Source organism: Aminobacter sp. GW821-FHT11F06 (assembly GCF_058808215.1).
The window spans coordinates 334,540-355,469 of the sequence record NZ_JBXARL010000006.1; the positions used below are offsets into that span (position 1 = coordinate 334,540).

At 62.3% G+C, this 20,930-nt stretch carries 20 protein-coding genes and 1 tRNA gene; 5 read left to right on the forward strand and 16 right to left on the reverse strand.

Annotation, left to right across the window (positions count from 1 at the left end; translation table 11 throughout):
- Positions 1-46: 46 nt before the first annotated feature.
- Entirely contained in the window at positions 47-880 is an 834-nt protein-coding gene (locus tag AC1RTB_RS17165; protein ID WP_492879629.1) for an NmrA family NAD(P)-binding protein, read from the reverse strand.
- Positions 881-967: 87 nt separating this feature from the next.
- On the opposite strand from AC1RTB_RS17165, the gene soxR reads away from it, so the two are divergent.
- Positions 968-1,411, forward strand: a complete 444-nt coding sequence (gene soxR, locus AC1RTB_RS17170; protein ID WP_492879628.1) for a redox-sensitive transcriptional activator SoxR — start codon at positions 968-970, stop codon at positions 1,409-1,411.
- A 116-nt stretch (positions 1,412-1,527) separates the two neighbouring features.
- On the opposite strand, the gene AC1RTB_RS17175 is transcribed toward soxR, so the two are convergent.
- The 9 genes from AC1RTB_RS17175 to obgE all read right to left on the reverse strand — a co-directional run bounded on the left by AC1RTB_RS17175 (position 1,528) and on the right by obgE (position 9,830).
- A complete protein-coding gene (locus AC1RTB_RS17175) occupies positions 1,528-1,926 on the reverse strand; it encodes a hypothetical protein (RefSeq protein WP_492879627.1) in 399 nt (132 codons plus the stop codon).
- A gap of 81 nt (positions 1,927-2,007) precedes the next feature.
- Complete coding sequence (locus AC1RTB_RS17180; RefSeq protein WP_492879626.1) at positions 2,008-2,364, reverse strand: hypothetical protein; 357 nt, start codon at positions 2,362-2,364, stop codon at positions 2,008-2,010.
- Between the two features lie 79 nt (positions 2,365-2,443).
- Complete coding sequence (locus tag AC1RTB_RS17185; protein WP_492879625.1) at positions 2,444-4,942, reverse strand: ATP-dependent helicase; 2,499 nt, start codon at positions 4,940-4,942, stop codon at positions 2,444-2,446.
- 192 nt (positions 4,943-5,134) lie between these two features.
- Complete coding sequence (locus AC1RTB_RS17190) at positions 5,135-5,722, reverse strand: nicotinate-nucleotide adenylyltransferase (RefSeq protein ID WP_492879939.1); 588 nt, start codon at positions 5,720-5,722, stop codon at positions 5,135-5,137.
- 32 nt (positions 5,723-5,754) lie between these two features.
- Positions 5,755-6,051 (reverse strand): type II toxin-antitoxin system RelE/ParE family toxin, encoded by a 297-nt coding sequence (locus AC1RTB_RS17195; protein ID WP_492879624.1) that lies wholly within the window; start codon positions 6,049-6,051, stop codon positions 5,755-5,757.
- Positions 6,051-6,308: a CopG family ribbon-helix-helix protein gene (locus AC1RTB_RS17200; protein ID WP_492879623.1), complete on the reverse strand. Its 258-nt coding sequence runs from the start codon at positions 6,306-6,308 to the stop codon at positions 6,051-6,053. Before AC1RTB_RS17200 ends, AC1RTB_RS17195 begins: the two co-directional genes overlap by 1 nt.
- A 35-nt stretch (positions 6,309-6,343) precedes the next feature.
- Positions 6,344-7,630 (reverse strand): glutamate-5-semialdehyde dehydrogenase, encoded by a 1,287-nt coding sequence (locus AC1RTB_RS17205; RefSeq protein ID WP_492879622.1) that lies wholly within the window; start codon positions 7,628-7,630, stop codon positions 6,344-6,346.
- A 3-nt stretch (positions 7,631-7,633) separates the two neighbouring features.
- Complete coding sequence (gene proB / locus AC1RTB_RS17210; protein WP_492879938.1) at positions 7,634-8,776, reverse strand: glutamate 5-kinase; 1,143 nt, start codon at positions 8,774-8,776, stop codon at positions 7,634-7,636.
- Between the two features lie 16 nt (positions 8,777-8,792).
- Entirely contained in the window at positions 8,793-9,830 is a 1,038-nt protein-coding gene (gene obgE, locus AC1RTB_RS17215; RefSeq protein ID WP_492879621.1) for a GTPase ObgE, read from the reverse strand.
- A gap of 116 nt (positions 9,831-9,946) precedes the next feature.
- Between obgE and AC1RTB_RS17220 the strand changes: the two genes are divergently transcribed.
- Complete coding sequence (locus AC1RTB_RS17220) at positions 9,947-10,801, forward strand: endonuclease/exonuclease/phosphatase family protein (protein ID WP_492879620.1); 855 nt, start codon at positions 9,947-9,949, stop codon at positions 10,799-10,801.
- Positions 10,802-10,808: 7 nt separating this feature from the next.
- On the opposite strand, the gene AC1RTB_RS17225 is transcribed toward AC1RTB_RS17220, so the two are convergent.
- The 3 genes from AC1RTB_RS17225 to rplU form a co-directional block, all read right to left on the reverse strand.
- Positions 10,809-11,396 carry a GNAT family N-acetyltransferase gene (locus AC1RTB_RS17225; protein ID WP_492879619.1) on the reverse strand — a complete coding sequence of 196 codons (588 nt, stop codon included), beginning with the start codon at positions 11,394-11,396 and terminating at the stop codon, positions 10,809-10,811.
- A 122-nt stretch (positions 11,397-11,518) separates the two neighbouring features.
- Positions 11,519-11,788, reverse strand: a complete 270-nt coding sequence (gene rpmA, locus AC1RTB_RS17230) for a 50S ribosomal protein L27 (RefSeq protein ID WP_055974797.1) — start codon at positions 11,786-11,788, stop codon at positions 11,519-11,521.
- A gap of 25 nt (positions 11,789-11,813) precedes the next feature.
- Complete coding sequence (gene rplU / locus AC1RTB_RS17235; RefSeq protein WP_492879618.1) at positions 11,814-12,245, reverse strand: 50S ribosomal protein L21; 432 nt, start codon at positions 12,243-12,245, stop codon at positions 11,814-11,816.
- 626 nt (positions 12,246-12,871) lie between these two features.
- On the opposite strand from rplU, the gene AC1RTB_RS17240 reads away from it, so the two are divergent.
- Positions 12,872-12,961, forward strand: a tRNA-Ser gene (locus AC1RTB_RS17240).
- Positions 12,962-13,115: 154 nt separating this feature from the next.
- Positions 13,116-13,754, forward strand: coding sequence for a class I SAM-dependent methyltransferase (locus tag AC1RTB_RS17245; protein WP_492879617.1), 639 nt, complete (start codon positions 13,116-13,118; stop codon positions 13,752-13,754).
- 179 nt (positions 13,755-13,933) lie between these two features.
- Here the strand turns inward: AC1RTB_RS17245 and metH are convergent, their stop codons facing one another.
- Both metH and AC1RTB_RS17255 read right to left on the reverse strand, forming a co-directional pair.
- Complete coding sequence (gene metH / locus AC1RTB_RS17250; RefSeq protein WP_492879616.1) at positions 13,934-17,743, reverse strand: methionine synthase; 3,810 nt, start codon at positions 17,741-17,743, stop codon at positions 13,934-13,936.
- Positions 17,744-17,795: 52 nt separating this feature from the next.
- A complete protein-coding gene (locus AC1RTB_RS17255; RefSeq protein ID WP_492879615.1) occupies positions 17,796-18,503 on the reverse strand; it encodes a phosphoribosyltransferase in 708 nt (235 codons plus the stop codon).
- A 91-nt stretch (positions 18,504-18,594) separates the two neighbouring features.
- Here AC1RTB_RS17255 and AC1RTB_RS17260 point away from each other — a divergent pair, with 91 nt between their 5' ends.
- The gene (locus tag AC1RTB_RS17260) at positions 18,595-19,776 is read left to right on the forward strand and encodes a M20 aminoacylase family protein (RefSeq protein WP_492879614.1); all 1,182 of its coding nucleotides are present in this window, start codon (positions 18,595-18,597) and stop codon (positions 19,774-19,776) included.
- 210 nt (positions 19,777-19,986) lie between these two features.
- On the opposite strand, the gene AC1RTB_RS17265 is transcribed toward AC1RTB_RS17260, so the two are convergent.
- Positions 19,987-20,910: a nucleoside hydrolase gene (locus tag AC1RTB_RS17265; protein WP_492879613.1), complete on the reverse strand. Its 924-nt coding sequence runs from the start codon at positions 20,908-20,910 to the stop codon at positions 19,987-19,989.
- Positions 20,911-20,930 lie beyond the last annotated feature (20 nt).

Here is a 20,930-nt window from a genome sequence, read left to right on the forward strand (position 1 = left end):
AAGCAGGAAGCGGCAACTCACAAGACGACGCGCCGGAGGCTGGCGCTTAAACCACGGCCGGCCCGCGAAATGCATTTGCGCGTTCAAACGCCCATTGCCGGAAGGTACGTGGCTCGCAGCCGGTCAGCTGCTCGACAGTGGGCAGCACCGTATAGGCACTTGCGGGCGTGTTGATGTGCCAATCCACAAGGAACTCGATGAAGCGTTCCGGCGTGCCAAGCGCCTGCCATTTGGCGCGCGCCTCCGCTTCGGTGAGCTCGATGAGCTTGATCGCCTTGCCTGTCGTTTCGCCCAAGGCGTCGACCTTGTCCTGCGGCGTCAGGGCCTCGGGGCCGGTAAGGGTGTAGCTCTTGCCGGCATGACCGACTGCGGTCAAAGCATTGGCGATGGACATGCCGATATCGGCCTCGTGGATCATCGCGCTCTTGGTCGGACCGAACGCCCTGACGATTCCGTCCCTGCCGACCGACTGTGCCCACTGCAGCGCGTTGGTCATGAATTCGACCGGAATGAAAAAGTCCGTCCAGGCAAGCCCGCTTTGCTGCAATGCCCGCTCAAGTGGCCCGGATTCCTCGCCACGAAACGACGTCACGCGCTCGATGCCGGCGGCTTTCGCCAAGGCGACAACGGCTTCGGGGTTCTTCATATGCGCGCCTGCGCTGGCGTCGTAGTTGATCAGGTGCAGGGCTTTTGCGCGGGAGAAGGCGGCCGCAAGGCTGTCGAGGTTGCTGAAATCGCCTGATACGACCTCGACTTCTTCCGGCAACTTGGCGCTGCCGGGATTGCGGGTCATGGCGCGGACGCGGGCACCTCGATCGACCAGTTCGCGAATGATCGCACCGCCAACATTGCCGGTCGCGCCGGTCACCAGAATTGTCATTTGCAAGGCTCCATCTTTCGGTTGATGCAGCGTCGTACAAGTTCAAGTTAACTTGAAGTCAAGCGACATTTTTGCTTTGATAACGCGATGGAACAACTGCTTACGATCAACCAGATTTCCAGGCGCTCTGGTGTCGCTGCGTCGGCCTTGCGCTACTATGAGGAGCGCGGGCTGATCCGCTCCGAGCGCGCCGGATCGGGGCACCGGCGTTTTCCGCGCTGGGTGCTGCGGCGCGTCGCCTTCATCGTCTTTGCGCAACGCCTGGGCATGTCGCTGGAGGAGGTCGGTGTCGAACTTGCGCGGCTGCCATCGGACCATGTGCCGACGGGCGAAGACTGGTCGCAACTGTCCAACCGCTGGACACACCGCATCGACGAGCGGATCAACGAGCTGAAGCGGCTCAAGATCGGGCTCACCGAATGCATCAGCTGCGGCTGCCTGTCCCTGGAGCGCTGCCAGCTGGTCAACCCCGACGACCGCGCCAGCCGACTTGGGCCGGGGCCAAGGTATTGGGTGGGCAAGGGTGGGTGACGTGGGCAGAGGCGAAGATGATTTACTAGACGCTCATCAACTCGATTCTTGCATGGCGAACTCTCTCTTGATGAACTAAACCATGTGGGTTTTGGTGGCGATTGACAGCGTTGCCATCAAAACAGCGTCTTGGTAAGCTTTTCAACGCCAGAGACCAAATCTAGAGCTTGTTCTTTGGATGGTTCTCTTTCTTTATTATGGTCGCATAGGTTGCGCAGATCGCCCAGATGCTGAATGTATCTCCAGGTTGCCGTATCCATAATGTCCTCCTTTTTTAGGATATCATTAAAATCAGAGATGCTTGGGTTCTTCTTTGAAGTATTTATGTTGTGATTTATGCAGACGGTTAGTAGATGTTTTTCAAGAACCACGCCTGATATAGCTCCGGATGCCCTGAAGAATCCATTCTTGATAAGCTCTTTTGCGCTTTCGATCTCAGAATCGATAACATCTGCAAGCACCATCTGCCGAATGTCGAATAGAGAACTATCGAAACGCGTCTTCGCAGATTTCAAAATGGCAAGCTGCTGGCGAAACTGAGGAATGGCTGAATCGGATCTAACTTTGACTGTGCCGCCTTGGGTTACTTGGATTCCCTAAAGGTAGTCATTTATAACGTAGTTTTCGCAAGTTATTTCCTTTCTGTTTTTTTGCTTTTCATAGTGACTTACGAAATCGTTAATTCTATTCGGTATTATTACCGAAATAATTGACTTTGCTGGAGAATACCACGACTGGTAGGAGGATCCAAAATCTGGAAGCTCTTTTAAAAAATTTTTAATAGCTTCATCTGAAGCTGTTTTAGATGACTCACCTTTGGTAGGCATTATGCCTCGGAGTTGTTCCATAAATTCTTTAGGGTAGCATTCATACTGAATGGCATTCTGCAAGGAATCACCCAGTTTAAGAAGTTTTTCTAGATCCCCTTTGAACCTATCGAAATTGCCTGCCATAGCGCTCCCCCAATGTTCTTCAAGTTCAAGTTTTGAAAATAGCGGCAACCTATGTCGCATTTGCTTTCGGCTAAGTACCTCACACCGCGTTCACAAACCCGTCCAGAACCTTCTTCTGGCCGGCCTTGTCGAAGTTGATGGTCAACTTGTTGCCGTCGACGACGGCGACGTTGCCGTTGCCGAATTTCTGGTGGAAGACGCGGTCGCCGACGTTGAAGCGCGAGGGTTCGGTGGCGACGGACTTGGCGACAAGTTCGCCCTCGATCATGCGGCCCTTGACCGAGCCGCGGCCAGCACCAAAGCCTGAATCGGTCTCGCCATAGCCGATGCGCTCGACCGAATGGCCGGAGCGCGAGCCCCAGTTGCGGTCGGTGGCCTCGGTGCGGTTAGCCTGCGCGCGCTGCCAGCCGGGCGTAGCATAGGTGTTGGAGAAGGACTTTTCGCCGACATTGTCGAAACGCGAGGCGCCATAGGGGTTCTGGCGTCCGCCGCCGTAGCCGCCATAGGAGTTGCCGGCGTCGGCGACCTCGACATGGGCCTCGGGCAACTCGTCGAGGAAGCGCGAGGGGATCGTCGACTGCCACAGGCCGTGGATTCGGCGGTTGGAGACAAACCACAGATGCAGGTTCTTCTTGGCGCGGGTGAGCCCGACATAAGCCAGGCGGCGCTCTTCCTCCAGGCCCGAGCGGCCGCCCTCGTCGAGCGCGCGCTGATGCGGAAACAGGCCCTCCTCCCAGCCTGGCAGGAAGACGGTCTCGAACTCCAGGCCCTTGGCCGAATGCAGCGTCATGATGTTGACGGCATCGAGCTCCTCGTTCTTGTCGGCGTCCATGACAAGCGCGACATGCTCGAGGAACGAGCGCAAGGACTCGTACTCATCCATCGAGCGGATCAGCTCTTTGAGGTTTTCGAGCCGGCCCGGCGCTTCGGCCGAGCGGTCGTTCTTCCACATGTCGGTGTAGCCGCTCTCTTCGAGAATGGTCTCGGCGAGTTCGGTGTGGGGCGTGTTGTCGAGTGCTTTTTGCCAGCGCTCGAAATTAGCCGCGACCTCGCGCAGGGCAGCGCGCGGCTTGGGCTTCAGCTCGTCGCTTTCGGCGAGGTTGCGGGCGGCTTCGAGCATCGGCACACTGAGCGCACGGGCTGTATCGTGAACCTGGCGGATGGCGGCTTCGCCGAGGCCGCGCTTGGGTATGTTGACGATGCGCTCGAAGGCGAGGTCGTCGGCACCTTGGGCAACGACCCGGAAATAGGCCATGGCGTCGCGGATTTCCTGGCGCTCGTAAAAGCGCGGGCCGCCAACGACGCGGTAGTTGAGGCCAAGGGTGACGAAGCGGTCTTCAAACTCGCGCATCTGGAACGAGGCGCGGACGAGGATCGCCATGTCGTTGAGGTTGTGCTTCTGGCGCTGCAGCTGCTCGATGGTCTCGCCGACGGCGCGGGCTTCCTCTTCGGAGTCCCAGGCGGCATGGACATTGACCTTGCCGTCTTCGGGGTCGTTGCGATCGGTGAACAGCGTCTTGCCGAAGCGGCCCTCATTATGGGCGATGAGATGGGATGCGGCACCAAGGATATGGGCGGTGGAGCGGTAGTTGCGCTCCAGCCTTATGACGACGGCGCCGGGGAAATCCTTGTCGAAGCGCAGGATGTTGTCGACCTCGGCCCCACGCCAGCCATAGATCGACTGGTCATCGTCGCCGACGCAGCAGACGTTCTTCTGGCCCGGCGCGCCGGTTTCCTGGGCGAGCAGGCGCAGCCACATGTACTGCGCCGTGTTGGTGTCCTGGTACTCGTCGACGAGGATGTATTTGAAGCGCTTGTGGTATTCCTTGAGCACATCCGGATAGGCGCGGAAGATGCGGATCGGGTGGCACAAAAGGTCGCCGAAGTCGCAGGCGTTCAGCGTCTTGAGCCGGTCTTGATAGGCCTTGTAGAGCTCGCGGCCCTTGCCGTTGGCAAAAGCGCGGGCGTCGCCCTCGGGGATTTCGGCGGGGCCCAGGCCCTTGTTCTTCCAGCCGTCGATCATCATGGCGAACTGGCGCGCCGGCCAGCGCTTGTCGTCCAGGCCTTCGGCCTGGATCAGCTGCTTGATCAGGCGGATGACGTCGTCGGTGTCCAAAATGGTGAAATCGGAGCGCAGGCCGGCAAGCTCGGCGTTGCGGCGCAGCATCTTGACGCCGATGGAGTGGAAGGTGCCCAGCCACGGCATGCCTTCGACGGCTTCGCCGACAAGCAGGCCGATGCGCTGCTTCATCTCGCGCGCCGCCTTGTTGGTGAAGGTCACGGCGAGGATCTGGCTGGGGTAGGCGCGGCCCTGGCTCAGGATATGGGCGATGCGGGTGGTGAGCACGCGCGTCTTGCCGGTGCCGGCACCGGCAAGCACCAGAACAGGCCCCTCGGTGGTCTCGACGGCGAGGCGCTGCTCGGGGTTCAGGCCCTTGAGATAGTCGGGCGCGGCAGGCGCCTGGCGCGCGGCCATGGCACGCGCGGCGATACCGCTGGGCGCAGGTGCGCCAGCGGGCCGCGACGGCGCTGCGCCGGGCTCGTCAAAAAAGGGCATGTCGTCCGGAAAGTCTGACATCTGCCCCGAATGTAGTGATTCGGGGCAGAAAGGCCAGAAGTGTCTCTGTTTTGTTCTGGTTTGAACCGGGGAAAGTGACACCCTTGACCCAACGACAGCCCAGTCGTTTGCCTGGCGAACGGCTCGGAGCACCGCTTCGGCGCCAATTTTCCGCTCTGCACGCCAGTGTCGCGCGGCGAACTTCGGCTGCGTCTACTTGGCCGTGCCGTTTCGCAATGCCGTCGACGACAGCAGCGAGCGCGGCCCGTGGATGAAGGTCCATGCCGGGGCCTTCATCCGCGCCAGGCGCGACGCATCGCCCTCATCGACGCGCGCATAGTCGAAGGTCTTGGCGACCACCGACGACAGGAACGACAGCGTCGCTCCTGGCCGGTCGATGACGGCGATGGGGAAGGTCATGACGATCTGCCGCCAGCGCTGCCAGCGGTGGAATTCGCGTAGATTGTCGGCCCCCATGATCCAGACGAAGTCGACGCCGGGATTGCGCGCCTTGATCAAAGCCAGCGTGTCGGCGGTGTAGCGTACATTGTAACTCGCCTCGAAGGCAGTGACCTTGATGCGCGGGTTTTCCGCAATCGCCTCCGACAACTCGATACGCTTGGCCAGCGGTGCCAGCTCGCGCGTGCTTTTCAGCGGATTGCCCGGGGTGACGATCCACCACAACTGGTCGAGCTGAAGCCTGCGCATGGCGATTTCAGCGACAAGGCCATGGCCAGCATGCGGCGGATTGAACGAACCGCCAAACAGCCCGATCTGCATGCCCTTCATCGCATGCGGCATGCGGAGATATTGAGACGGAATATCGTGGGAACTCATTCGGTCGGCCACTCGCCATCCGGCCAGTCCCTGCTGCCATGAATGATGCGCAGGATGTAGACGGTCAGATCCGACATCGAATAGGCGATGATGAAAGGCGTTTTTTGCGCGAGTTTCTCGTAGGTGCCGGTCATTCGGCCCTGATGACCCGTTGGAAATTCAGCCAGATTGTCGATGGTTGCAAGAATTCGATCGGCAATTTTGGAAGCGGCTACAGGATTATCGCGATTTATGTAGGCGATGACTGATTCGAAATCAGCGAGTGCATCTTCCGACCATTCGATGCCACGCATCATTGCTTGCGTGCAAGTGCAAGGGTGTCCATGATCCGCTTTCGTGCCACCTCATGCGGCACTGTCCGCCCCGCCTTCACATCATCGAGCCCCCGTTGAATGCCGGCAATGATTGCTAGTTCACGCTCGACATAGTCGGCAATGGCCTCGCCAGCGAGGAAGGATTTCGTACGCCGCGTGTGCAGCGCCAACTCCTCAAGCCTCGATTTCGTCTCGCTATCGAGACGAACGGTAACGGTCTCGGATTGTGTGCTCATGTGCACAATGTAGCACGATTGTTTGCCGCCGCAAGCTAACTCCGCACCTGGCCGGAACCGCGCACGCGGTACTTGAACGACGTCAGTTGCTCGACGCCGACCGGCCCGCGCGCATGCATCTTGCCGGTGGCGATGCCGATCTCGGCGCCCATACCGAACTCGCCGCCATCGGCGAATTGCGTCGAGGCATTGTGCAGCAGGATCGCCGAGTCGATCTCGTTGAAGAAGCGTTCCACCGCACGCGCATCCTCGGCGACGATCGCCTCGGTGTGGTGCGAAGAAAACGTCTCGATATGCTCAATAGCCCCTGCAACACCGTCGACAAGCTTCACCGAGATGATCGCGTCGAGATATTCGGTCACCCAGTCGGCCTCGGTCGCGGGCTTGGCGTCAGTGAAGGCCGCAAGGACCTCCTCGTCGGCATGGATTTCGCAACCTGCCTTGCGCAGCGCGTCCAGCACCGGCACCAGATGGGTGGAAGCCACCGCGCGGTCGACAAGCAGGGTCTCGGCGGCACCGCAGATGCCGGTGCGGCGCATCTTGGCGTTGACGGCAATGCCTACCGCCATGTCGAGCTTGGCCGACTTGTCGATGTAGAGATGGCAGATGCCTTCGAGATGGGCGAAGACAGGCACCCGCGCATCGTTTTGCACGCGCTCGACCAAGCTTTTGCCGCCGCGCGGAATGATGACGTCGAGATTGCCCGACAGGCCCTTGAGCATCTCGCCGACAGCGGCGCGGTCGGCCACAGGAACCAGCTGGATCGCATCCTCGGGCAGCTTCGCCGCCTTGAGGCCTTCGACCAGGCAGGCATGGATCGCCAGCGACGAATTGAGCGAATCCGAGCCGCCGCGCAGTATCACCGGATTGCCGGCCTTGAGGCACAGCGCGCCGGCATCGGCCGTGACGTTGGGGCGGCTTTCATAAATCACGCCGATGACGCCAAGCGGCGTGCGCACGCGCTCGATATGCAGGCCGTTGGGCCGGTCCCATTCGGCGATGACCTCGCCGACAGGATCGCGCAGCTCAGCGATCGCCCGGATACCATCAGCCATGTCGCGGATGCGGCCAGCCGTCAGCTTGAGCCGGTCCATGAACGAGCCGCTGAGCCCCGCCTCCTCGCCGTTCTTCACGTCGATGGCGTTGGCGTCGAGGATTTCATCCTGGCGACGCATGATGGCTTCAGCCATGCCGATCAGGGCGGCATGCTTGCGCTCGGCGGAGGCGATGGCGAGCGGGCGGGCGGCGGCACGAGCCTTGCGGCCGATCTCGGCCATCAGCCGCGCCGTATCCTCATGGGACTTCTCATGCGCCTTCAGCATGTCCTACCCTTCCGCTTGCACCGCAACCTTGTCCATGTGGCTGACCACGAGGTCGTCGCGATGGATCATCGCCGAACGCGCCTCATAGCCAAGCACGGTTTCGATTTCCGTCGTCTTCAGCCCAGCGATCCTTACGGCATCCGCAGCGTCATAGGCAACCAGTCCACGCGCGATCTCGCGACCCTCGGGCGACAGGATCGCCACCGTGTCGCCGCGCGAAAAATTGCCGCTGACAAGTCGAACACCGGCAGGCAGCAACGACTTGCCCGACAAAAGAGCGCCAACAGCGCCCGCATCGACAGTAAGCCGTCCCGCAGGCTCCAGCTGGCCGGCGATCCAGGTCTTGTAGCCCTTCACCGGATTGCCGCTCGGGCGGAAATAGGTTGAACGCTCGCCGCGCTCGATGGCCATCAGCGGCGACAGCCGCGTGCCGGCGGTGATGATCATCGCTGTGCCCGCCGCAGTGGCGATCTTGCCGGCGTCGAGCTTGGTGCGCATGCCGCCGCGCGACAGCTCGGAAGCCGCGTCGCCAGCCATCGCCTCGATGTCAGGTGTGATGCGGTCGACGACGGGGATGAATTTCGCATCAGGGTCGCGTGCCGGAGGCGCCGTGTAGAGCCCGTCGATGTCGGACAACAGCACCAGAAGGTCGGAGCCCATCATCGTTGCGACACGCGCCGCAAGACGATCATTGTCGCCATAGCGGATTTCGCTCGTCGCCACCGTGTCGTTTTCGTTGATGACAGGCACAGCATTCATCTTGAGCAGCGTCGAGATGGTGGCGCGCGCATTGAGATAGCGCCGGCGTTCTTCGGTGTCGCCGAGCGTGACGAGGATCTGGCCCGACTTCAGCCCCTTGCGGCCGAGTTCTTCCGCCCATGCGCCCGACAGCGCGATCTGGCCGACGGCCGCCGCCGCCTGGCTTTCCTCGAGCTTCAGCGCCCGTTTGCCGAGGCCCAGAATGGTGCGGCCAAGCGCGATCGCCCCTGATGAGACGACCAGCACGTCGGCCCCGGCCTCAGCCAGCGTCGCGATGTCGTCGGCCATCGAGGCGAGCCATTCGCGCTTCAGCCCGGTTGTTCGATCGACCAGCAGCGCCGAGCCGATCTTGACGGTAATCCGCTTGTAGGTCTTCAGCGAAGGGATCGTCATGGCAGGCAGCCTATTTCGTCCAGCGTGCGTCGGCAGGCGCCGGTTCACCGCTCAGCCGGCGTGCGTCCTCAACAACGCTCATCAGGGCGCGCAAGGTCTCTTCGACGCCCTCGCGGGTGACGGCTGAAAGCAGGATCGGCGCACGTCCGGCCGCGCGCTTCAGCGACGCCACCTTCTTCTTGCGCTCGTCCGGGTCGAGCGTATCGACCTGGGACAATGCCACGATCTCGACCTTGTCGGTCAGCCCATGGCCATAGGCCTCGAGCTCGCCACGCACGACCTTGTAGGCCTTGCCAGGGTTCTCTTCCTGCGCCGAAACGAGATGTAACAGCACGCGCGTGCGCTCGACATGGCCAAGGAAACGGTCGCCGATGCCAACGCCCTCATGGGCGCCTTCGATCAGGCCGGGAATATCGGCGATGACAAATTCGCGTGCGTCGATGCGCGCAACGCCAAGGCCCGGATGCAGCGTGGTGAAGGGATAGTCGGCGATTTTCGGCTTGGCCGCCGTGACAGAGGCAAGGAAGGTCGACTTGCCGGCATTGGGCAGGCCAACGAGCCCGGCATCGGCAATCAGCTTGAGCCTGAGCCAGATCCACATTTCCTGGCCATCCAGGCCGGGATTGGCGCGGCGCGGCGCCTGGTTGGTGGAGGTCTTGAAATGCTGGTTGCCAAAGCCGCCATTGCCGCCCTTGGCGAGCAGGAAGCGTTGCCCGACCTGGGTCAGGTCGCAGATCAGCGTTTCGTTGTCTTCTTCATAGACCTGCGTGCCGACAGGCACTTTCAGGATGATGTCGGAGCCCTTGGCACCGGTCATGTTGCGGCCCATGCCGTGCACGCCGGTCTGGGCCTTGAAATGCTGCTGGTAGCGATAGTCGATCAGCGTGTTGAGCCCGTCGACGACTTCCAGCCAGACGTCGCCGCCACGGCCGCCATCGCCGCCGTCGGGCCCGCCGAACTCGATGAACTTTTCGCGCCGGAACGACACCGCGCCCGCGCCACCGTTGCCGGAGCGGATGTATACCTTGGCTTGATCGAGAAATTTCATCTGGCTGTTCGTCTTCTGCTGCTATTTGGTTGTTTCAGCGAACCTGCCATAGCGCAAGGCGCGGCGAAGGGCGAGTGCGGATTAAAAACCGCCTGGAATGACGGGAGATTTCGACAGTGAAGCTGGTCACCTACAACACCCAGTATGGCATCGGCCGTGACGGCCGCTACGACCTTGAGCGCATCGCCTCGGCCGTCGAAGGTGCCGACATCGTCGCGCTGCAGGAAGTCACCCGCAACTTCATGCGCAACAACGGCGCCGACATGGTCGCCGGGCTCGCCGAATTGCTGCCCGACTATTTCCACGTCTACGGCGTCGCCATGGACATCGATTTCGGCCTGCTCGAAGACGGCAAGCCGGCCAACAAGCGCCTGCAGTTCGGCAACATGGTGCTGTCGCGCTGGCCGATCGTGGCGTCGCGCAACCTGCTTTTGCCGCGCACCCGCCGCCTCAACCGCGGCAATCTGCAACGCGCAGCACTCGAAGCGCTCATCATGGCGCCGTCCGGTCCGCTGCGCGTCTATTCGGTGCATCTCGATCACGTCAATCTCGAAGAGAGGATGGCGCAGATCCGTCACCTCAAGGAGCGGGTCTACGCCTATCCGATGGAAGGCGGCGCCATATCAGGCGCTGCCGAATACGGATTCCCCGAGCTCCCCTGCCCCGAAGAATTCGTGCTTTTGGGCGACTTCAACATGGTGCCCCGCTCGCCTGAACATCTCGCGATGACCGGCGTGCCCGACACTGTCGAAGGCGCCCAGATCGTCGCCCACCATCCCGTCGACGCCTATGCGCTCGGGAGCATTCCCGATGGATCGGTCTCCTGGACCGACACGACCCGTCCGGGAAAAGCCCGCCTGATCGACTACGCCTTCGTTCAGGCCAACCTCGCAGCCAAGGTCAAATCCATCCGCATTGACAGCAACGCGAACGGTTCCGACCACCAGCCGGTCTGGCTCGAGCTGGCCTGAGACGGCCTTAACTGCGCGCCCACGACCTGAGGCTCGCCCAGGTCTTGCGGTCGAGCCGGTAGCGCTCGACCGGCACCTGGCCGGCAACGATCGAGTTCAGCATGCCCTGGCCAGCATACTGGAAGCCACACTTGTGGATCACTCGCCGCGACGCCGGGTTGATGACCCGGCACGAGACGTTGAGCACATTGACGTCGGTCGCGCGGAAGGCGAGATCGACGAGCGCGTGCGCGGCCTCGGTGGCATAGCCCGACTTCCAATAGGGCTCACCGATCCAGTAGCCGAGTTCAAGCCCGCGATCGGTGACATTGAGCCCGGCCGAGCCGACAAAGGCACCGGTGTCGGCAATGGTGATCGCATAGACCACGCCGCCGCGCCGGGTGCGCGCCAGCGAAAGAAAGGCCCGTGCCTCGGCCTCGCCATAGGGGTGCGGCATGCGCGACAGCATCTCGGCGATGTGGCGGTTGTCCGCCAGCTCAACCAACTCGGCGATGTCGTCTTCATGCGGCGGGCGCAGGACCAGCCGCTCGGTCAGCAATATGGGGCAATCGACGGACAGCCTTTCGTCTTCGCTGTCTTCCTTCTCGGCAACCATGTCAAAATCCTCCAGGAAAAATGAAAAAGGGGAGATGGCAACCCATCTCCCCTGATCCTTTTCCTGGCTTGGCCAGACACCGGTTCCCGAGATGGGGCGCCGGTGTTGTAGTGCGGAACCGGCTACTCCGCGGCCTTGAGAATCGGATTCACCGATACGTAGGTTCGGCCATTGGCTTTTTTATTGAAGGTCACCGCGCCTGCTTCGAGCGCAAAAAGCGTATGATCCTTGCCCATGCCGACGTTGACGCCGGGATGCCAGGTGGTGCCGCGTTGACGAACGATAATGTTGCCCGGAATCACGGATTCGCTGCCGAACTTCTTGACGCCAAGGCGCTTCGACTCTGAATCGCGACCGTTGCGCGACGAACCGCCAGCTTTTTTATGTGCCATGGGTGTTCTCCTTCAGTCGCTCTGATTACTCTGATTCCGCGACGGCTGCAGCCTTTTTCGGCGCTGCCTTCTTCGCGGGCTTTTCTGCAGCTACGTCAGCTGCGGCTTCGACCTTCACTGCCGCCTTCATCGAAGGCTTCGCACCGCCCGTCAGGATCTCGGAGATCCGGACAGTCGTGTGGTGCTGACGATGACCGCGCGCACGGCGCGAATTCTGGCGACGACGCTTCTTGAAGGCGATGACGGTCTTGTTGCGGCCGTGAACCACAACTTCCGCCGTAACCACGGCACCGACCACGAAGGGCGCGCCGATCTCGGCGTTGTCGCCTTCGCCAACGGCGAGCACTTCAATGAATTCAACGGTGTCGCCGACGGCGCCGTCGAGCTTTTCGATCTTGATCACATCATTGGCGGCAACGCGATACTGCTTGCCGCCCGTTTTGATGACTGCGAACATTTTATGCCTTTCGCTGTTCGGTCGGCCTTGTTGAACCACCTGGGCGGTTCGGGCCGTCTTTTTGTCAGTCGTACGGGTTCATGACAAACGGCGCAGAGAACCCTCCACGCCGAATGCAGGGGTCCCGTAACCGAAGGTTGCCATGGAGTCAAGGCGAACACCCCGGCAAACCGCCGTTTCGCGGGGCGCACCCGGGCCTTCACTCCTGCCATCAGGCACGGAGGCCAACTCTCGGATACACGCCTGTGCCAGAATCGACAATCGCAGGCACGCCACCTCGCCTGTCACGACCAAAGCCCCACCCGTGCGGTCGCGCGCAGCCCTGCTCTGTCGGCCACAGCCCACTGACTCAAGGCGTACGTCCACCTGCATGCGGCAACGCTCGGATAGGGCACCGGAAGGTTCTGGACGCAACCGCCTTGCAGGCACTCCATATCTGCCAGGCCAGGAGCATTCGAGCAAAAAGAGGGCGGAATCGGCATGCCGGCAGCGCAGCTGACGCAGCGTCTTGCGCCTATTTCCGCGCCAGCTGAAAAGATAGCTGATCGCGGCCACATTTGGCCTTGTGCGATAGGCCATGAGCCGTTATCTAGTGCGCCGCGCCGGCAACGGCCGATCACGACCGCGGAGAGGTGGCAGAGTGGTCGAATGCACCGCACTCGAAATGCGGCATGGGTGCAAGCCCATCGGGGGTTCGAATCCCTCCCTCTCCGCCACTTGCCGCCGATTGCGCGATGTTTTGCCAGATAACCGCCGATAGCCGCATCAGCTTCTGCGGGGTTTGACTTGGCGGGCACAGCTTCGCATCCGACCTTCTCAATGTTTCTCAACGCCAAACAGGGCAAGGTCGCGATCTGAGGAGCAACCATCATGAGCATAGCGAGCGACGCGCGTTTCTGGGACCGGACTTCACGGCGGTACGCCAAGGGCACGATCGCCGATCAGGCCGGATATGCGCGCACGCTGGACCGGACTCGCACCCTGTTGATTCAAGGCGACAAGGTGCTGGAACTGGGCTGCGGAACAGGAACAACGGCGCTTCGGCTCGCGGGCAATGTTCAAAACTATCTTGCGACGGATATTTCAGCCGGAATGATCGCGATTGCCAATGAGAAGCACGCCGCCGACCCCATCCCGGCCCTTGCCTTCCGCACCGCGACCGCAGAAGCACTCACGCCTGGTACATCACAGTTCAACGCCATCCTGGGGTTCAACTATCTCCATCTGGTGCGCGACCTGCCTGGCACGCTGCGCCGCATCCACACCTTGCTTGCAGCCGAGGGCCTCTTCATCTCCAAGACACCCTGCGTCGGGGACATGAACCCACTCATCCGGCTTGCCTTGTTGCCCGCGATGCGCGCGATCGGCAAGGCACCCTATGCAGGTGTCTTTCGGGCGACGGAGCTGCACCAGCATATAAGTGCCGCAGGCTTTGACATTCTTGCCACTGAAAACCACGCAACGAAGGGCAACGACAACCGTCCTTTCATCGTGGCGCGCAAGAGGTGACCTGAACGGCCCAGGCTGCGTGGCAACCCGTCCGTCGCGCTTTTCGACGCGGTGCCGGCAACTCAAGGCGAAGCGCGATGAGCATGCCTCCGACACGTTCTCAATGAACGCAGGACTGGCATGCCCTATCAGGGCCCCCAAGATGCGACGGCGATCACTGACCTGTCAGGAGCGTCGCCTCATTCCGCCGCTTGCGCGTATGACGCGGGCACATAGTTGAGGATCGGCCCTAGCCAGCGTTCGATCTCGGCGATGGTCTTGTCCTTGCGCCGGGCATAGTCCTCGACCTGGTCGCGCTCGACCTTGGCGACGCCGAAATAATAGCTCTCGGGATGTGCCAGATAGACGCCGGAGACCGACGAGCCAGGCCACATCGCCATGCTTTCGGTCAGGCTGACGCTAGCGTTCTTTTCCGCGTCGAGCAGGCGGAACAACGTCACCTTCTCGGTGTGGTCGGGCTGCGCGGGATAGCCAGGTGCCGGCCGGATGCCGCGATACGGCTCGCCAATCAAATCATCCGGCGCCAGGTTTTCGTCCGGCGCGTAGCCCCAGAACTCCTTGCGTACCTTCTCATGCAGGCGCTCGGCAAAAGCCTCGGCGAAACGATCGGCCAGCGCCTTGACCATGATCGAGGAATAGTCGTCATTGGCGCGTTCGAAACGCTCGGCAATCGCCACTTCCTCTATGCCGGCCGTGACGACGAAACCACCGAGATAGTCGGCCTTGCCGCTGTCGAGCGGGGCGATGAAGTCGGACAGCGCCACATTGGCCTTGCCGTCGCGCTTGGTCAGCTGCTGGCGCAGCATGAAGAAGGTGGCAAGCTCCTGTCCGCGCGTTTCGTCGGTGAACAGCCTGACATCGTCACCGACCACATTAGCCGGCCAGAAGCCTATGACGGCCTTGGGCGCGAACCACTTTTCGTCGATGATCTTCTTGAGCATCGCCTGCGCATCCTCAAACAGCTGCCGCGCCGCGGGGCCCTGCGCTTCATCCTCGAGGATCTTCGGATAGCGCCCTTTCATCTCCCAGGTCTGGAAGAACGGCGTCCAGTCGATGTAGCGGGCGAGTTCGGCCAGATCCCAGTTCTCGAACACCTTGGTGCCGAGGAAGGACGGCTTCGGCGGGTCGTAGGACGTCCAGTCGACCTTGTGGGCGTTGGCGCGCGCCTTGGCCAGCGGCAGGCGCTGCTTGTCGGCCTCCGAGCGGGCATGGGCGTCGGCGACCTTCTTGTATTCGGCCTGAATGGTCTCGACGTAGCCGCTCTTGGCATCCATGGACAACAGGTTGGACACCACGCCGACCGCACGGCTGGCGTCGGTGACGTAGACAGTCTGGCCGCTGATGTAGCGCGGGTGGATCTTCACCGCCGTATGCACGCGGCTGGTGGTGGCACCACCGATCAGAAGCGGGATGTCAAAACCTTCGCGCTCCATTTCGGCGGCGACATGCGCCATCTCGTCGAGCGACGGCGTGATCAGGCCGGACAGGCCGATGATATCGACCTTCTCGTCCCTTGCGACCTGCAGGATCTTGGTCGCCGGCACCATGACGCCGAGGTCGATGATCTCGTAATTGTTGCAGGCGAGCACGACGCCGACGATGTTCTTGCCGATGTCGTGGACGTCGCCCTTGACCGTCGCCATCAGGATCTTGCCGGCGGTCTGGCGCTCGCCATTGTCGATGCCCTTGGCGGCGTTGGCGAGCTTTTCCGCTTCCATATGCGGCAGAAGACCAGCCACCGCCTGCTTCATGACGCGAGCCGACTTGACCACCTGCGGCAAAAACATCTTGCCGGCGCCAAACAGGTCGCCAACGACATTCATGCCGGCCATCAGCGGGCCTTCGATGACATGCAGCGGCCGCTCCGCCCTCAGCCGCGCCTCGTCGGTGTCGGCGTCGATGAATTCGGTGATGCCGTTGACCAAAGCGTGGCTGATGCGTTGCTCGACCGGCCAGTCGCGCCAGGCGAGATCGCGCTCTTTCACCTCTTTGCCGGCCGTGCCCTTGTAGCGTTCCGCCAGCTCCAGCAGGCGTTCGGTGGCGGTGCCGCCGGCCTTGGGCGCGCGGTTGAGCACGACGTCCTCGCAGGCCTCGCGCAGCTCCGGATCGATCGATTCGTAGACGGCGAGTTGCCCGGCATTGACGATGCCCATGTCCATGCCGACCTGGATGCAGTGGTAGAGGAACACGGCGTGCATGGCCTCGCGCACCGGCTCGTTGCCACGGAAGGAAAACGACAGGTTCGACACGCCGCCCGAGATATGGACATGCGGCAAAGTTTGCGTGATCTCGCGCGTCGCCTCGATGAAGTCGACGCCGTAATTGTCGTGCTCCTCGATGCCGGTGGCGACGGCAAAGATGTTGGGATCGAAGATGATGTCTTCCGGCGCGAAGCCCGCCTGCTCGGTCAAAAGCTTGTAGGCGCGGGTGCAGATCTCGACCTTGCGCGCCTTGGTGTCGGCCTGGCCCTGCTCGTCGAAAGCCATGACGACGACGGCGGCACCATAGGCACGGCAAAGCCTGGCATGGTGCAGGAAAGCCTCTTCGCCTTCCTTCATCGAGATCGAATTGACGATCGGCTTGCCCTGGACGCACTTCAGCCCGGCCTCGATCACCTCCCATTTGGAGCTGTCGATCATCACGGGCACGCGCGCGATGTCGGGCTCGGCGGCGATCAGGTTGAGATACTCGACCATCGCCCTTTTCGAGTCGATCAGGCCCTCGTCCATGTTGATGTCGATGATCTGGGCGCCATTGAGAACCTGGTCGCGCGCGACGTCGAGGGCGGCGGCATAGTCGCCGGCAGTGACCAGCTTCCTGAACTTGGCCGAGCCGGTGACGTTGGTGCGCTCGCCGACATTGACGAACGGAATCTCGTCGGTGAGCGTGAACGGCTCGAGGCCCGACAGGCGCATCTGCGGCTTCAATTCCGGCACCTGGCGCGGCGGGTGTTTTGCCACGGCCTCGGCGATGGCGCGGATATGATCAGGCGTCGAGCCGCAGCAACCGCCGACGATGTTGATGAAACCTTCGCGCGCGAACTCCTCGACCTGGGCGGCCATGAATTCGGGGCTCTCGTCATACTGGCCAAAGGCGTTGGGCAGGCCGGCATTGGGATAGGCGCAGATGAAAGTTTCGGCGACATCGGACAATTCGGCCAGATGCGGGCGCATGGCGGCGGCACCAAGCGCGCAGTTGAGCCCGACCGTGAACGGGTCGGCATGGCGGATCGAGTTCCAGAAGGCAGTCGGCGTCTGGCCCGACAGCGTGCGGCCGGACAGGTCGGTGATCGTTCCCGAAATCATCACCGGCAGGCGCACGCCCTTCTCGATGAAGATCTCTTCGCAAGCAAAGATCGCCGCCTTGGCATTCAGCGTATCGAAAATGGTCTCGATCAGGATGATATCTGCGCCGCCATCGATCAGGCCGCGCAGCTGCTCGCCATAAGCGACGCGCAGATCGTCGAAGCTGACGGCGCGATAGCCGGGATTGTTGACGTCGGGCGAGATCGAGGCGGTGCGGTTGGTCGGCCCCAACGCGCCGGCAACGAAGCGGCGCTTGCCGTCTTCCTGCTGCGCGCGGATCGCGGCGCGACGCACCAGCCGCGCGCCATCGCGATTGAGCTCATAGACCATGTCCTCCATGCCGTAGTCGGCCTGGGCGATCGAAGTCGACGAAAACGTGTTGGTCTCGATGATGTCGGCGCCGGCGATAGCGTATTTGTAGTGGATCTCCTCGATCGCCGCCGGCTGCGACAGGATCAGCAGATCGTTGTTGCCTTGCTGGTGGCAGGCGCAGCCGGTGAATTTGTCGCCGCGAAAGTGGTCCTCGTTGAAGCCGAGGCCTTGGATTTGCGTACCCATGGCGCCGTCGAGGATGAGGATGCGCTCGCGCGCCGCGGCTTTCAGCGCGGCAAGCACCTCCGAGCCGTCAGACTTGGCAGCAACGGGCCCAAACAGGGCGTCGAGGGAGGTGGCGTTTTGCGACACTTTTCATCCTTTCGGCGACAAAGCCGTCAGGTCACATAAAGACATCTTTATGTCAATATGTCGAGGCCGTTTCCTGCCATCTGCCGTCAGCAGTGCGGCTCAAGCGCGGCGACCGGATCGCGCCGTGGATGCGCGAAACGAGCGGCGCGTCGTGTTCGCCGATCACCGCTCGCCAATTGTCGCCCTGCAACATGGCGAAAATCGCGGCCAATGGCTCGATGCCTGCCGTGCGCAACAGCCGAAGCACCGCCAGCATCGACGTGCCCGAGCTGATGACGTCGTCGACCACCACCACCCGCTTGCCCTGAAGCAACGGCAGTATGCGCGGATCAAGATAAAGACGCTTGGCATGCGTCGGGCTGGTGATCGAACTCATTGGCTGCGACAGCTCCTCGCTGTACCAGAATTTGCGTGACGTCCCGAGCGCCACCATCCTGGAATGGCCGAGCCGCCGCGCCACGCCATTGGCGAGAACAAGCCCAAGCGTCGGCACACCGATGACGACTTCCGGATCATGCGCGGAAGCGAGCGCTGCCATGGCATCCGCCAGCGCGTCCTCGACGGCAAAGCTCGCCTGGTTGACAATCAGCGACGCCACCGCCTTGTCGTCGCCACCGGGCAGGATACGGATCGGCAGCGCGATCTGGCGGCCGTCGACGAGCGTCGCCGGATAGAGATCGGTGAAACCGTCGGCGGGCGCCGTGTCGAACGTGCCTGCGGGACAGACGGTCTGCCAGAATTCATGCGGAGCGAGTGGCACTTCGGAGCTTTCTGTTGCAAAAGGAGGCGCGGCGCGGACGGTCCCGCGCGGCACGAAATCGACTATACAGGCCGGACGGAGTTTGAGCGTGATGACATCGGGCAGCGGCAACGACAAGAGCGAAATCGAGATGCTGGCGGCGTTGCGCCGCGACATCCACGCCCATCCCGAGCTCGGCTTTGAGGAAATCCGCACCTCAGGCATCGTGCAGAAGATGCTGGCGGAAGCCGGCATCGCGGTCCATGCGGGCCTCGGCAAGACCGGCGTCGTCGGCACGCTCAAGCTCGGCGAAGGCTCGCGCTGCATCGCGCTGCGCGCCGACATGGACGCCCTCGCCATGCCGGAGATGGCCGAGGAGCGCGCCTACAAGTCTACGGCACCAGGCAAGATGCACGCCTGCGGCCATGACGGCCATACGGTGATGCTGCTCGGCGCTGCCCGCGAGCTCGCCCGCAACCGCAACTTCTCCGGCACTGTGCATTTCATATTCCAGCCCGCCGAAGAGGGCCGTGGCGGCGCCAAGGCAATGATCGCGGACGGGTTCTTCGAGCAGTTTCCCGTCGATGCGGTCTATGGCCTGCACAACATGCCGGGCATCGCACCCGACAGCATGGCTGTCGTTGCAGGCCCGCAGCTTGCCTCCTCCGACCGCTGGACGGTGACGTTCCGGGGCATCGGCACCCATGGCGCCAAGCCACATCTCGGCCGCGACGCGATGACCGCTGCCGGCCAGTTCCTGACAGCGCTCCACACCATCGTTGCACGCCGCGTCGACCCGCTGCAGCCGGCCGTCGTCAGCGCCTGCGCCATGGAGGCTGGCAGTTTCGAAGCGCTCAACGTCATCCCCGACACGGTCAGGATCGGCGGCACATCACGCGCCTATTCGGCAGCCGTGCGTGACCAACTCGAAGAAGAGATCGGCGCATTGGCGCACGGCTCGGCGCAACTCTACGGCATCGAGGCCGACTACCGCTATTTCAGGCAGATGCCGCCCGTCGTCAACGACCGCGACGCGACCCGGCGCGCGCTGGCTGCAGCGCAAAGCGCGTTGGGTGTCGACAAGGTGATGACCGAATTTCCGCCGTCAACCGCCGGCGACGATTTCGCGATGTTCAGCCAGGAAGTGCCCGGCGCCTATGTCTGGCTCGGCAACGGCCCGGCTGTCGACGGCGCGCTGCACCACAACAGCCGCTACGACTTCAACGACGCGGCGATTGCAACTGGCGTGAAGTACTGGACGACTTTGGTCGAGCAGGAACTGGCGGTGGCGTGAAGTCTCATCGCTAGCGCGAGCTGAAAGCCCCCTCTCCGTCACGGCTTCGCCGTGCCACCTCTCCCCCACTCCGTGGGGGCGAGGAAGCGCTAATCTCGCAGGGCGCCCCCTCGCAAAACTTGGGTTCCTCGCCCCCACAAAGTGGGGGAGAGGTGGTTCGCGCAGCGAACCGGAGAGGGGGCCTTCCGCGACCCGCAACCTCTTCAGGCGCTACTCAGCCTTCAGCCTGTCGTAGAGCAGCTTGAGCACCGCAGCACTTTCGACCCTGAGCGCCACCGAAACCGGCGCACCGCCTTCGTCGACGGAAAGCGCACCCGCATCACGCGTTGTGCCAGTGTCGACAGCGAGCTTCAGCGTCTCGCAGCCAAACAACTTCTCATCCAGCGCCAGAAGCATCACGCACGGGTCGTGCAGCGGCCGGCTTTCGCCGCCCGTTGTCGACTGGAAATAGGCGTCGATCAACGCACCTGATGCCGCCGCCGCCGGCACGCTGGTCTGCTGCAACATGGCTGTGTCGTCACGCGTCGCACGCACCTTGCGCGTCACGTCGAGCGGGATCAGCGTCATGTCGAGACCGGCACCGAAGACGATCTCGGCGGCCTCGGGATCAGCAGCGATGTTGAATTCGGCGCGTGGTCCGATGTTTCCCGGCTCATACATGGCCCCGCCCATGGCGATGACGCGGCCGATGCGCTTGGCCGATTCTGGGTGCTCCTGTACCAGCCGGGCGATGTTGGTGAGCGGCCCGAGTGCCAATATGTCGATGGTGCCAGCGTCGGCCGCGTCGAGCATATCGCGCAGCCAGGCCACGGCATCATTGCCGATGGGAGATGCCAGCGGATCGGGAAAAGCCACACCGCCAAGCCCGTCATTGCCGTGAATGTCGGCGGTGTCGAAGCCCTTGCGCGACAGCGGCCCGGCAGCACCCGCGACAACAGGCACATCGATGCGGCCTTCGAGTGCCAGTATCCGGCCGGCGTTGCGCGTGGTCGTGGCGATGCCGATATTGCCGGCAACTGTCGTGATGCCCTTGACGTCGAACTCGGCCGACTTCAATGCGAGCAGGATCGCCACCGCGTCGTCGATGCCGGGATCGGTGTCGATGATAACCGTGCGGGTGGGGTTCTGCTGCATCGCGCGACCTTTCGTTTCAG